Source organism: Solibacillus sp. FSL W7-1436 (assembly GCF_038007305.1).
GTDB lineage: Bacteria > Bacillota > Bacilli > Bacillales_A > Planococcaceae > Solibacillus.
On record NZ_JBBOWV010000001.1, the window covers coordinates 2,411,087 to 2,424,454 of the forward strand.

Here is a 13,368-nt window from a genome sequence, read left to right on the forward strand (position 1 = left end):
CAAATATGGATGTTTTATTCCGCAGTGTTCGTGAGCTGGTGGAGTTGGCCGAAAGAGATGGAAAGCTGATTTCCGATTTGATGATCGAGCAGGAAATGTTAATTACAGGTCGCTCGCGTGAAGATATCTTTAAGCAGATGGACCGCAACTTAACGATTATGGAAGAAGCGGTAGAGCGCGGCTTGAAAGGTGTACAGTCCGTAACAGGTTTAACGGGTGGCGATGCTGTACTTATTCAGAACTATATTAAAAAAGGCAATACATTAGCCGGAGACCTTTTACTTGATGCTGTCAGCAAAGCTGTTGCTACAAATGAAGTGAATGCGGCAATGGGTACAATTTGTGCAACACCAACTGCAGGTTCAGCGGGAGTAGTTCCGGGGACGTTATTTGCAGTCAAAAATAAATTAAATCCGACACGTGAACAGATGATTCGCTATTTATTCACATCTGGAGCGTTCGGTTTTATCGTTGCAAACAATGCATCAATTTCAGGTGCGGAAGGTGGCTGTCAGGCGGAAGTCGGCAGTGCATCGGCAATGGCGGCGGCAGCAATTGTGGAAATGGCTGGCGGCACAGCGCAGCAAAGTTCGGAAGCATTTGCAATCACACTGAAAAATATGCTCGGTTTAGTATGTGATCCTGTTGCTGGCTTAGTGGAAGTGCCTTGTGTTAAACGTAATGCAATGGGTGCATCCAACTCATTAGTCGCAGCGGATATGGCATTGGCAGGTGTGACAAGCCGAATTCCATGTGATGAGGTAATCGGCGCAATGTACCGAATTGGTCAGTCAATGAGCCCGAACCTGAAAGAAACAGCACGAGGCGGTTTAGCCGCAACACCAACAGGCAAAGCTATTACCCATGCAATCTTTGAAGGCGGAGACCTGAAAAGCCTGCTGAAGTCACGTGTAGGCAGTAACTAATTACCCCGGAATGGAAATCAATTTTTACGCACAGCGAAAAAATAACATTTTTCTCATAGAGGAAAATGTTATTTTTTGAATTTGCGCTGGCTTTTTTTAGTTTACGAGGGAACATATGCACCCATTTATGATATTGTTAAACTATATAAAACTCCTAAAGGAAGGAAGTGTCGACAATGATTCATGAGCCAGTTTCAGAGTTAAAGGGAATCGGAAAAGAAACAGCCGAAAATTTAATGAAAATTGGCATCGAGACAATCCATGACCTGATTTGGACATTTCCATACCGCCATGAAGATTTTCGATTAAAAGATTTGACTGAAACACCGCATAATGAACGTGTGACGATTGAAGCACGTGTCGAAAGTGAACCGACCGTAATGTTTTTAGGGAAAAATAAATCCCGACTGCAATTTACGGCTCTTGCAGGAAGACATTTAATTAAAGTCGTATTTTTCAATCAAAATTATTTGCGGCAAAAAATTTCTACCGGCGGCATCATTACGGTTACCGGCAAATGGGATCGCGGACGACAAGTAATTGTCGGTTCGTCCGTAACATTCGGACCGAAGACAGAACAAGTCGATTTTGAGCCTGTTTATAGTTTGAAAGGGAATATTCAGCAAAAACGCTTCCGTAAATATATGCGCCAAGCGTTGGACACCGTCAAGGAACAATTGCCTGAGACATTGCCGAACGATCTCCGTGAAAGCTATCAGCTGGTTAATATTCAAGAAGCGCTGGAAGGGGTGCATTTTCCGCAAAGTGCAGACCATGCAAAACAGGCGCGCCGCCGCTTCGTATACGAAGAATTACTGCAGTTCCAGCTGCGTATTCAAGCATTGAGAAAAGCGAATAAAGAAAATGAAAAAGGGATTTCCGTTCGCTTTGATCTCGAAAAATTAAAGGAATTTATAGCAACTTTGCCGTATGAGTTAACAGGTGCCCAAAAGAGGGTCGTCAATGAAATTTGCAAGGATTTACTGTTGCCGCAACGTATGAACCGACTGCTTCAAGGGGATGTTGGTTCTGGGAAGACGGTTGTTGCGGCAATCGGCCTATATGCAGCTGTAACGGCCGGGTATCAAGGGGCTTTAATGGCACCCACCGAAATTTTAGCAGAACAGCATGCGGAAAACCTGCATATGTGGTTTGATCCGATCGGCGTTAAAATCGCTTTATTATCGGGCTCCACAAAAACAAAGGCGCGCCGTGAATTATTGGCACAGCTCGCAGCAGGAGAAATCGATATTCTCATTGGGACACATGCACTTATTCAGCCGGATGTTGAATTCAGTAAGCTAGGATTTGTCATAACGGATGAACAGCATCGTTTTGGTGTAGAACAGCGTCGTGTACTGCGTGAAAAAGGCGAAAACCCGGATGTACTGTTCATGACCGCAACACCTATCCCGCGTACATTGGCCATTACAGCTTTTGGGGAGATGGATGTTTCGATTATTGATGAGTTACCTGCAGGAAGAAAAGAGATTGAAACACATTGGCTGAAAAAAGAACAGCTGAACAGTGTGCTGATGCGCATGACCCAGGAACTTGAAGCAGGCCGCCAAGCGTATGTCATCGCGCCGTTAATCGAAGAGTCCGATAAACTGGATGTGCAAAATGCAGTGGAAGCCTACGAGCAATTGAAGGCGTATTTCGGCAACCGTTTTGAAGTCGGCCTGATGCATGGTCGATTGCATTCGGATGAAAAAGATGCGGTCATGCGTGCATTTAGTGATGGGGAAATTCATGTGCTTGTATCGACAACTGTTGTCGAAGTCGGGGTAAACGTACCAAACGCGACATTCATGACAATATATGATGCCGAGCGTTTTGGTCTAGCACAGCTTCACCAGCTGCGCGGTCGTGTCGGCCGTGGGGAACATCAATCCTATTGTGTGCTGATTGCCGATCCGAAAACAGATGAAGGAAAAGAACGTATGATGAGTATGACTGAGACGAATGACGGTTTCCGCCTGGCTGAAAAAGATTTGGAGCTGCGCGGTTCAGGTGATTTCTTCGGGAAACGACAAAGCGGGTTGCCGGAATTTAAACTGGCCGATCTTGTCCATGATTACCGGGCTCTTGAAACAGCAAGACAGGATGCCGAGAAAATGCTCTATGATGAGGCATTCTGGCAAAATCCGGAATATGAATTTTTACGGGAAGATTTAACGGCTTCTGGTGTTCTGCAGGGAGAACGAATCGATTAAACGATTAGAACCTGTAATTGGTGGAAAACTAGTTATGCTACTTAAAAATGCTGAAAAGAGGTTATAAGATGGGAAACATGTATCCGTATTTCGTGCTAAATGGACAAGCAAAAGAGGCAGTGGTGTTATATGCAGAACTGTTTAATGCCAAAAGTGTAACGATTTCAACATTTGGAGAATTACCGCCGAATCCTGAGCGCCCTATTCCGCCGGAAGCAAAAGATTTGGTCATGAATGCGCAAATTGAACTGCAGGAAGGTCAAATGATGTTTTCCGATACGTATCCGGGCTCTCCGCAAGCGACGGTAGGAGACAATATCAGCATTGCCTATACATCAAAAGACGAGCAGGAAATCCGATTTATTTTCGATGGTTTAAGAAAAGACGGAAAGGTCGTAATGGAGTTGCAGGAGACCTTTTGGAGCAAGTGCTATGGGCAAGTAAAAGATAAGTTTGGTGTACTGTGGCAGCTAAGCCTTGAAGCATAAGAATTTGGGGACGCGACAAAAAGTTGTTGCGTTCTTTTTTTTATACATGTATATTGATATTAGTACCAAGTGCTAATACTAATCTTTTAGAAAATTAAAGGTAGGTAACAAATACGATGAAGCGTTCCAAAAAAGAGCGACAGTCGTTATTGACTGAACAGATCGCAGACAATCCTTTCGTGACAGATGAACAATTAGCAGCCGAATTTAATGTGAGCGTTCAAACAATTCGATTGGATCGCATGGAACTCGCTATTCCGGAATTGCGTGAACGTATTAAAGATGTTGCTGCTAAAAAATATGATGAAGTAAAATCGTTGCCACTTGATGAAGTCATCGGTGAAATTATTGATATAGAGCTGGATAACCGGGCAATTTCAATATTTGATGTTGGAGAAGAACATGTTTTCCAGCGCAACGGCATAGCGCGCGGTCACCATTTATTTGCACAGGCCAATTCTTTGGCGGTTGCAGTAATTGATGATGAGCTTGCCCTTACTGTAAAATCAAATGTAGCTTTCGTGAAGCCGGTTCGAGCAGGTAATCGTGTCGTAACGAAGGCAGTTGTAAAAGGGAAAAACCCTGATAAAAACCGTACATTTATCGAAGTGACTTCTTCTGTTGATAATGAAATAGTTTTCAAGGGAGAGTTTGAAATGTATCGGATGAAAGGTGAAGAAACAACATGAAAATAGCAGTAGATGGTATGGGCGGAGATAACGCACCACAGGCAATCGTGGAAGGTGTCTTCATGGCGCTAGAAGATTTTCCGAAATTAACGATTGATTTATATGGCGATGAACAAAAAATGGCACCATTTTTAAAAAATCACGATCGCCTAACGGTTGTTCATTGTAGTGAAGTTGTAGAAGCGGAGGACGACCCGGCACGAGCAGTACGCCGCAAAAAAGATTCTTCAATGGCCCGTATGCTTGATGCGGTTGCTGAAGGAAAGGCGGACGCTTGTTTATCGGCCGGGAATACTGGTGCTTTAATGGCAGGCGGACTTTTCAAAGTAGGGCGTATTGATGGGGTAGCCCGTCCTGCATTAGCAACAACATTACCGACGATGAATGGTGATGGCTTCCTTATGCTTGATTTAGGGGCGAATGCAGATGCAAAACCTGAAAACTTATTACAGTACGCAATTATGGGTGATATTTATGTGAAGCAAGTACGCGGTCAAAATGCACCTCGTATTGGATTATTAAATATCGGAACAGAAGATAAAAAAGGTAATGAATTAACGAAAGCGGCATTCACATTGTTGAAAGAAGCGGATTTTAACTTTGAAGGCAATGTAGAAGCGCGCGAATTACTGAATGGGGTCGCTGATGTTGTCGTAACGGATGGGTTTACAGGCAATATGGTGCTGAAAACAATTGAAGGAACGGCAGGCACGGTTTTCAAAATGTTGAAGGATGCGTTATTTGCCACGACAAAAACGAAAATTGCTGCAGCATTAGTTAAAAATGATCTAAAACAGTTAAAAGATAAAATGGATTATACAGAATACGGTGGGGCGGCTTTATTCGGCCTGAAAGCACCTGTTATCAAAGCACATGGTTCTTCAAATGCACGTGCGATTTACAGTGCAATTCGCCAAGCGACAATTATGGTAGAGCATAAAGTATGCGAAACAATTACCAAAAAAATTGAGCAATTGCCAAAGCCGGAATAAGCTTTTTCACAAAGGGGATTATCAAATGACAAAAATTGCTTTTATTTTTCCAGGACAAGGTTCACAAACTGTAGGGATGGGTGCGGAGTTTGTTGCGAATGATGAAGTAAGCAGACAGTATTATGAACGAGCAAACGAAGTGTTGAACCTTCCATTGTCGGACTATATGTTAAACGGTCCACAAGAAACATTAACACTGACATACCATGCTCAGCCAGCTTTGTTGACATCAGGGGTGATGATCGCAAATAAGCTGATTAAAGCCGGTATTGCACCGCAATATACTGCGGGACATTCGTTAGGAGAATACAGTGCATTTGTCATTTCAGGAGTAATTGATTTTGAAGATGCAGTTCAAACAGTTCATAGACGGGGTGTATTTATGGACGAGGCAGTACCTGCAGGTCAAGGAGCAATGGCAGCAATATTGGCGTTAGACGGAGAAAAACTAGACGCCATTTGCCAGCAAGTATCCGCTGAAGGAGAAGTTGTTCAAATAGCGAACTTCAACTGTCCGGGCCAAATTGTGATTTCAGGTACGAAACAAGGTGTTGACGAAGCATGTAAAAGAGCGAAGGAAGCAGGAGCAAAACGAGCTTTACCTTTAGTCGTAAGCGGTCCTTTCCATAGTTCATTAATGCAGAAAGCAGCACATAATTTAAAAGATACGGTAGCAAATTTACCATTACAGGAACCAAAAATTCCGGTAGTGAGCAATGTAACTTCAGAGCTTTTAACGACGGTTGAAGCAATTAAAGAAGAAATGGTTGCCCAAGTAACAAGCTCTGTACAATGGCAGCAAAACATTGAAAAGCTTATTGCTGAAGGGGTAACAGTCTTTATCGAATGCGGACCTGGAAAAGTATTATCAGGCTTAGTGAAAAAAATCGACCGCAATGTACAAACATACTGTGTATATGATGAGGCGAGTTTGACACAAGTTGTTGAGGCATCAAAGGAGTGGAAACAATGGGTTTAACAGGGAAATGTGCTGTCGTAACAGGGGCATCTCGTGGCATTGGTCGCGCAATCGCATTACAATTGGCAAGTGAAGGTGCAAAAGTCGTTGTCAATTATAGCGGAAGCGAACAAAAGGCACAGGAAGTTGTAGAAGAAATTAAAGCAAACGGCGGCGAAGCAATTGCCGTGCAGGCGAATGTGGCAGATGCGGATTCTGTACAGAATTTAATGAAATCAGCGCTTGATACGTACGGTTCGATTGATATTTTAGTGAACAATGCGGGCATTACGCGTGACAATCTATTAATGCGTATGAAAGATGACGAATGGGATGATGTCATCAATACGAATTTAAAAGGTGTTTTCCTTTGTACAAAAGCCGTAACGCGTCAAATGATGAAACAACGTGCAGGACGCATTATTAATATTTCTTCAATCGTTGGGGTTGCAGGAAATGCCGGACAGGCAAACTACGTAGCAGCAAAAGCGGGTGTGATCGGTCTTACGAAAACAACTGCGCAGGAACTTGCATCACGTAATATTTTAGTTAATGCCATTGCACCAGGCTTTATTACAACGGAAATGACAGAAGGTTTACCTGAAGATTTAAAAGAAGGTATGCTGAAACAAATTCCATTGGCAAAACTAGGTCAACCGGAAGATATCGCAAAAGCTGTCGTATTTTTCGCATCAGACAGCGCCAACTACATTACAGGCCAAACCCTCCAAATAGACGGCGGCATGGTAATGGCTTAATATGATTGAAATATAAGTAATCTAGTTGATTGGAGTGAAGTGCCCGCGGAAAGTGTGCCCAGAACGGAAATCAATAGATTAGATTCATTGAGGGGAGGTGACTGATTTGTCTACAGTATTTGAGCGTGTTTCAAAAGTAGTCGTTGACCGTTTAGGCGTTGACGAAAGCGAAGTGAAATTAGAAGCATCATTCCGTGAGGATTTAGGTGCAGATTCATTAGATGTTGTTGAGTTAGTAATGGAACTTGAAGATGAGTTCGATATGGAAATTTCTGATGAAGATGCAGAAAAAATTGCAACAGTTGGTAATGCAATTTCATACATCGAAAGCAAAATTAGCTAATTCATTTATAAAACACAGGGCTGTACGAAGTCACAATGACTTTTGTACAGCCTTTTTTGCGTCTGAAAATTGCGTTAAATAGCAGTTTCTAGCTGGCTGAACAAATAAAACGAAATTTGATAGGAATTTGACTGATACCCTTTGCACAATGCTATAGAACAAGGTAAACTAAACGATAGAAACTAGAAGGAAGGCAGAAAGTACATGACCTATAGAAAAAAAGGGAACAACCAGAAACCCGGTGTACTCCCTGAAAAAGTAAAAGAACAATTTCAAGTTTTAGAAAACGAAATGAACATTCATTTCCAGAATAAAGATTTATTATATCAAGCATTTACACATTCATCTTATGTGAATGAGCATCGCCGCAAATTATTTACGGACAACGAGCGATTAGAATTTTTAGGGGACGCTGTATTAGAGTTATCTGTATCAAAATATTTATTTGAAAAATTTCCGAATATGAGCGAAGGGGAACTTACGAAATTACGTGCATCAATCGTTTGTGAGCCATCACTAGTTGTTTTTGCGAATGAACTAAACTTCGGACAATTCGTTTTATTAGGTAAAGGTGAAGAATTAACAGGTGGTCGTGAACGTCCGGCATTACTTGCTGACGTATTTGAATCATTTGTAGGAGCCCTTTATTTAGATCAAGGTCTAGAAGTAGTTGTCGCATTTTTAGAACGTGTCGTATTCCCTAAAGTTGAAGTCGGTGCTTTTTCGCATGTGATGGATTTTAAAAGTCAATTACAAGAAATTATTCAACAAACAAATAACGGCCTTTTAAATTATGAAATTGTTGATGAAAAAGGTCCAGCACATAATCGAACATTCGTTTCACGCGTATTGTTAAACAGCCAGGAGTTAGGTATTGGCCGTGGAAAATCAAAGAAAGAGGCTGAGCAGCAAGCAGCACAAAGTGCCATGCTGATGCTTAAGCAGTCAAAGCAAGAGGAGGAATAACATGTTCCTTAAAAGACTCGAAGTAGTAGGCTTTAAATCATTTGCCGAACGTATCGGGATTGATTTTGTACCTGGTGTTACAGCAGTTGTAGGACCTAATGGTAGTGGGAAAAGTAATGTAACAGATGCAATCCGGTGGGTATTAGGAGAGCAGTCTGCCAAAAGTCTGCGTGGAGCCAAAATGGAAGACGTTATTTTTGCAGGAAGTGAATCAAGAAGAGCACTGAACTTTGCGGAAGTTACACTCGTTTTAGATAATACAGATGAACAAGTAGCAATACCTTATACAGAGGTAAGTGTGACAAGACGTGTTTATCGCTCAGGCGAAAGTGAATATTTACTGAATAACCAGCAATGTCGTCTGAAAGATATTACAGACTTGTTCATGGATTCTGGGCTTGGGAAAGAAGCTTTTTCCATTATTTCGCAAGGACGGGTTGATGAAATTTTAAACAGCCGTCCAGATGACCGCCGCAGTATTTTTGAAGAGGCTGCAGGTGTTTTAAAATATAAGCAGCGCAAGAAAAAAGCGGAGCATAAGCTTGTTGAAACAGATGAAAATCTAAATCGGGTTCTCGATATTCTGCATGAAATTGATCAGCGTCTTGAGCCATTGAAAATTCAGGCATCCAGCGCGAAAGATTACGTGAGAATGACCGAAGAACTGAAAGATTTTGATATAGCATTAATGGTTCATGATATCCGTGCAAACGGCAAAGTATTGCAAGGCTATACTGAAGAGCAGCAAAAATTAACAGCAACCGAAAAAGAACATGCAACTGAAATTGCGACAGTTGAACAACAGTTGCGCAAAATGCGTACGGAGTTAAAAGCGATTGACGAAGTACTGGACGGTTCCCAGGAACAGCTTGTCGAGGCGAGCGCGGAAGTAGAGCGATGGGAAGGCCGTAAAGCGCTATTTAACGAAAAACGTTCTAATGCCGAAAAACAAATTCAGCAACTACGTGAAAGCTTAACGGAAGCATCCAATACGGTAAAAGATCTGCAAGAGGCTGAACGTGAAAAACGCGGTCAGTTTACGGAAAAGCAAAAAATCGTTACTGAAATTCGTTCGACGCTAAAGCAGGTCGAGCAAGCTTTAACACGCTCTGCTTCGGAAATCGAACAAGAAATTGAAGATGCGAAAAATACTTACATCAACTTGCTTAACGAAGAAGCGACAGTAAAAAATGAATTAAAGCATATCGATCAGCAGCTTTCGCAGGAACAGGCATCTGTTGAGCGAATGACAGGTCGTTCATCTGAAATTCAAAAAGAACTGACTGAAGCACTCATTGCAAAAGAAGTGACAGAACGTGCACTTGAACAGGCGGAACTGTCTGTAAAAGAGCAACTTAATCATTTTGATATAATGCAACATCAATTAAAATCAGCGACTGCCGATTTAGATGAAAAGCAGGCATTATTGTATAAAGCTTATCAGCATCATCAGCAATTAAAAGCGCGTAAAGAGACATTGGCTGAACTTGAGGCTGATTTCTCAGGCTTCTTCCATGGTGTTAAGGAAGTCCTTTTAGCGCGGGATCGTAAAGAACTGCAAGGAATCGAAGGTGCGGTAGCCGAGCTGATTCAAGTCGAGGCAAAATACTCACAGGCAATTGAAACTGCATTAGGCGCAGCTTCACAGCATATTGTGACTGAAAATGAACAACATGCCCAAAAAGCAATTGGCTGGTTGAAGCAAAAACGTGCAGGCCGTGCAACATTTTTACCGAAAACAGTAATGCGTTCACGGAAAATTCATGCACAGCAATTAAGCGATATTCAATCTCATCCTGCATATGTTGCATTGGCATATGAACTAGTAAATTATGCACAGGAAAATACGACAATTATTGAAAACCTTTTAGGTAATGTATTAGTTGCATCTTCTTTGGAAGGTGCAAGTCAAATTGCCCGTTTATGCGGATTTAAGTACCGCGTTGTTACTCTTGAAGGGGACATCGTGAATGCTGGTGGTTCCTTAACTGGTGGTGCCGTAAAGCAGCAAAGTTCATTGTTCTCGCGTAAAGCGGAACTCGACAAACTTGTAGTGACATTGGGAGAAATGGAGTCAACAATCCATTCTGCCGAGCAAACGGTAGCGACAAAGAAAGAACAGATTGCCTCATTACGTCACTCATTGGAAGAGATGAAACTGCAAGGTGAATCATTGCGTGAGCAAGAGCAGATTCACCGTGCGAAGCTTATGGAACTCGATATGATTGTGAAGAACTTACAGACGACGGTAACGATTACGCAGTCGGAGCAAACTTCATTATCGACACGTAAAGAGTCATTAAACGAACAGCAGTCAGCTGCACAATCACGATTGACTGAATTAAGCGATGAATTACAGGAAATTCAGCAAACGGTTGATGAACTGACACTCGCTAAGGCACAGAGTGAAACGCAAAAAGATGTGTTGCGTGAACAGCTGGCCCAAAAAAGATCTGAGCTTGCTGTCGCCCAGGAGCAACTGACGCAAGTACAGGCTTCGATTGCAGGAATTGAATTGAACCTGTCTAAAGCACAGGCAAATGTCGAAAAAATTTCCCGGGAAATCGACTGGGTAGAATCCGAAGATGGCTTAAATGGGCCATCAGCAGAAGAATTGGCCCAAACAATTGTCGAATGGACGGAGAAAAAAGATGCGCTGACAGAAATTATTCAAAAGAACCGTACAATGCGTTCTGCTCTGCATGAACAGGTTACGGAAAATGAAATTCACCTGCAGGAAATACAGCGAGTACACAAAAGCTATGTTGATGCATTGCGTGCACTTGAGCTGAAATGCAGCCGAATTGAATTTGAAATGAATAGTTTGCAAGAGCAATTACTCGAGCAATATGAACTTGATGTTTTATCTGCTCAAGAAGAAGCAATCAGCATTGAAGACGAAGAACAAGTTCGACGGAAAGTGAAGCTGCTGAAGCAATCGATCGAAGAACTCGGTCCGGTCAATCTGGCTTCGATTGAAGAATACGAACGTGTTCAGGAGCGTTATACATTTTTAAGTGAACAACGTGAAGATTTGGTCGCTGCAAAAGACACGCTGCACAAAGCAATCGGCGAGATGGATGAAGAAATGACCGAGCGCTTCAGTGAAACATTTAAGCAGATCCGCAAGCAATTCGTCATTTCGTTCAGAGAGTTGTTTGGCGGCGGTACGGCGGACCTGGTGCTATTGGATCCTAATAATATGCTGGAGACGGGCATTGAAATTATTGCCCAGCCGCCAGGGAAAAAACTGCAAAGCTTAAGTCTGCTTTCTGGCGGAGAACGTGCTTTAACGGCTATTGCTTTATTGTTTGCGATTTTAAATACACGACCTGTACCATTCTGTATTTTGGATGAGGTTGAAGCAGCATTGGATGAATCGAATGTTGTGCGTTATAGTGAATATTTACGTAAATTTAGTGAACATACTCAATTCATCGTCATTACGCACCGTAAAGGGACAATGGAAGGGGCAGATGTTCTGTATGGTATTACAATGCAGGAGTCGGGTGTATCGAAACTTGTATCGGTAAAACTGGAAGAACATGCTGAATTAGTAGCGCAAGGGAGTGGCGGAAAATGAGTTTTTTTAAGCGACTGAAAGAAAAACTGGCAGGTGGCAGTGAACAAAAAGAACACCAGGAACAACAAGAACAACAGGTGGATTTGTTACCGCTTGACGAACAGGTACACGAAGAAAAGCAATTAATCGAAACGGTAGAGGAAGAAAAATCCGAAACTGAACAAACTGTTGAAAATGAGCAGGAAGAAACAGCTGAGCAGCCGGCAGCTGAAGAAGTACAGCCTGTTGAAGAAGAGATTTCGAATCAGTCGGATACTGAATTAGAGGACCAACCTCAAAAACAGTCCGCGTGGTCGATCACCCAGAAGTTTAAAGCAGGATTGGAGAAAACACGTAATTCCTTCACATCTAAAGTAAACGATTTGGTAGCACGTTACCGTAAAGTGGATGAAGACTTCTTTGAAGAGTTGGAAGATGTACTGCTGCAAGCGGATGTCGGCTTTGAAACAGTGATGGAATTAATGGATAAATTACGTTTTGAAGTTCAGCGTCAAAACATTAAAGATACGAACGGGATTCAGGCGATCATTTCCGAAAAGCTTGTTGAAATTTATGAATCTGGTGAGGAAAACTTAACAGAATTAAATATTCAGCAGAGCGGAGATTTAACGGTTATTTTATTTGTTGGTGTCAACGGTGTCGGAAAAACTACGACAATCGGTAAACTGGCCCACCGTTTAAAATCTGAAGGGAAATCCGTGATGCTGGCAGCGGGAGACACATTCCGTGCCGGTGCCATTGAGCAGCTGCAAGTATGGGGCGACCGTGTCGGTGTAGAAGTTATCGCACAGTCAGAAGGTTCCGACCCTGCGGCAGTAATGTATGATGCGATCCGTGCAGCGAAAAAACGCGGTGTCGATATTTTAATTTGCGATACAGCCGGTCGTCTGCAAAACAAAGTCAACTTAATGAACGAACTTGAAAAAGTGCACCGTGTAATTTCTCGTGAAATTCCGAATGCACCACATGAAGTACTTCTTGCATTGGATGCGACAACAGGCCAAAATGCGCTTGTTCAGGCTCAAATGTTCAAAGAGGTAACAAATGTAACGGGTATTGTTTTAACGAAACTGGATGGTACGGCAAAAGGCGGTATCGTTCTGGCTATCCGCAACAAATTGCACATCCCTGTGAAATTTGTAGGACTTGGTGAAAAAATGGATGACCTGCAGCCATTCGATGCAGAACGTTATGTTTATGGTTTATTCGCCGAAGGACTGGAAAAAGAACTGGAGAAAGCAGAAGAGTAACGATTATTTTCGCTTTAACATTATATTCAAAGAGCAATTCGTATAACTTTTACGAATTGCTTTTTTGATGTAAAAGTAATTCAATTGAATCATTTTCATTTAATTATGAATTGACTGGGGTTGCTTTTCACATTATATTTTGACATGATAAAATTTACCAAAACGTTTTAGTAAACAATTTATTAAATAAAAGGAGATA

The 13,368-nt window shown here is 42.1% G+C and carries 11 protein-coding genes; all 11 read left to right on the forward strand.

All coding sequences use genetic code 11. The features are described 5' to 3' along the window. The first annotated feature begins 5 nt into the window (after positions 1–5). The 11 genes from sdaAA (at position 6) to ftsY (ending at position 13,169) form a co-directional block, all read left to right on the forward strand. On the forward strand, positions 6–926 hold the full coding sequence (gene sdaAA, locus MKX73_RS11820) for an L-serine ammonia-lyase, iron-sulfur-dependent, subunit alpha (protein WP_340717600.1): 921 nt from the start codon (positions 6–8) through the stop codon (positions 924–926). 176 nt (positions 927–1,102) lie between these two features. Then, positions 1,103–3,142, forward strand: a complete 2,040-nt coding sequence (recG, locus tag MKX73_RS11825) for an ATP-dependent DNA helicase RecG (RefSeq protein WP_340717601.1) — start codon at positions 1,103–1,105, stop codon at positions 3,140–3,142. A 68-nt stretch (positions 3,143–3,210) separates the two neighbouring features. Beyond that, the gene (locus MKX73_RS11830) at positions 3,211–3,630 is read left to right on the forward strand and encodes a VOC family protein (protein WP_340717602.1); all 420 of its coding nucleotides are present in this window, start codon (positions 3,211–3,213) and stop codon (positions 3,628–3,630) included. Positions 3,631–3,746: 116 nt separating this feature from the next. After that, entirely contained in the window at positions 3,747–4,319 is a 573-nt protein-coding gene (fapR, locus tag MKX73_RS11835) for a transcription factor FapR (protein ID WP_079525130.1), read from the forward strand. Further along, the gene (gene plsX, locus MKX73_RS11840) at positions 4,316–5,311 is read left to right on the forward strand and encodes a phosphate acyltransferase PlsX (protein ID WP_079525132.1); all 996 of its coding nucleotides are present in this window, start codon (positions 4,316–4,318) and stop codon (positions 5,309–5,311) included. Before fapR ends, plsX begins: the two co-directional genes overlap by 4 nt. Positions 5,312–5,336: 25 nt before the next feature. Continuing rightward, entirely contained in the window at positions 5,337–6,290 is a 954-nt protein-coding gene (gene fabD / locus MKX73_RS11845; protein ID WP_340717603.1) for an ACP S-malonyltransferase, read from the forward strand. Then, complete coding sequence (gene fabG, locus MKX73_RS11850) at positions 6,281–7,027, forward strand: 3-oxoacyl-[acyl-carrier-protein] reductase (RefSeq protein WP_079525136.1); 747 nt, start codon at positions 6,281–6,283, stop codon at positions 7,025–7,027. Before fabD ends, fabG begins: the two co-directional genes overlap by 10 nt. 106 nt (positions 7,028–7,133) lie before the next feature. Next, complete coding sequence (gene acpP / locus MKX73_RS11855; RefSeq protein WP_008403327.1) at positions 7,134–7,370, forward strand: acyl carrier protein; 237 nt, start codon at positions 7,134–7,136, stop codon at positions 7,368–7,370. Positions 7,371–7,574: 204 nt separating this feature from the next. Then, on the forward strand, positions 7,575–8,336 hold the full coding sequence (gene rnc, locus MKX73_RS11860; RefSeq protein ID WP_079525138.1) for a ribonuclease III: 762 nt from the start codon (positions 7,575–7,577) through the stop codon (positions 8,334–8,336). Position 8,337: 1 nt separating this feature from the next. After that, positions 8,338–11,919, forward strand: a complete 3,582-nt coding sequence (gene smc / locus MKX73_RS11865; protein WP_340717604.1) for a chromosome segregation protein SMC — start codon at positions 8,338–8,340, stop codon at positions 11,917–11,919. Next, positions 11,916–13,169, forward strand: coding sequence for a signal recognition particle-docking protein FtsY (ftsY, locus tag MKX73_RS11870; RefSeq protein WP_340717605.1), 1,254 nt, complete (start codon positions 11,916–11,918; stop codon positions 13,167–13,169). The genes smc and ftsY overlap by 4 nt, the downstream gene beginning before the upstream one ends. Positions 13,170–13,368 lie beyond the last annotated feature (199 nt).

Excerpts from the sequence above, each read along its gene's own strand:
- rnc (WP_079525138.1), top strand. The coding sequence starts at position 7,575 with ATGACCTATAGAAAAAAAGGGAACAACCAGAAACCCGGTGTACTCCCT.
- fabD (WP_340717603.1), top strand. The coding sequence starts at position 5,337 with ATGACAAAAATTGCTTTTATTTTTCCAGGACAAGGTTCACAAACTGTA.
- MKX73_RS11830 (WP_340717602.1), top strand. The coding sequence starts at position 3,211 with ATGGGAAACATGTATCCGTATTTCGTGCTAAATGGACAAGCAAAAGAG.
- recG (WP_340717601.1), top strand. The coding sequence starts at position 1,103 with ATGATTCATGAGCCAGTTTCAGAGTTAAAGGGAATCGGAAAAGAAACA.
- fapR (WP_079525130.1), top strand. The coding sequence starts at position 3,747 with ATGAAGCGTTCCAAAAAAGAGCGACAGTCGTTATTGACTGAACAGATC.
- sdaAA (WP_340717600.1), top strand. The coding sequence starts at position 6 with ATGGATGTTTTATTCCGCAGTGTTCGTGAGCTGGTGGAGTTGGCCGAA.
- plsX (WP_079525132.1), top strand. The coding sequence starts at position 4,316 with ATGAAAATAGCAGTAGATGGTATGGGCGGAGATAACGCACCACAGGCA.
- fabG (WP_079525136.1), top strand. The coding sequence starts at position 6,281 with ATGGGTTTAACAGGGAAATGTGCTGTCGTAACAGGGGCATCTCGTGGC.
- smc (WP_340717604.1), top strand. The coding sequence starts at position 8,338 with ATGTTCCTTAAAAGACTCGAAGTAGTAGGCTTTAAATCATTTGCCGAA.
- ftsY (WP_340717605.1), top strand. The coding sequence starts at position 11,916 with ATGAGTTTTTTTAAGCGACTGAAAGAAAAACTGGCAGGTGGCAGTGAA.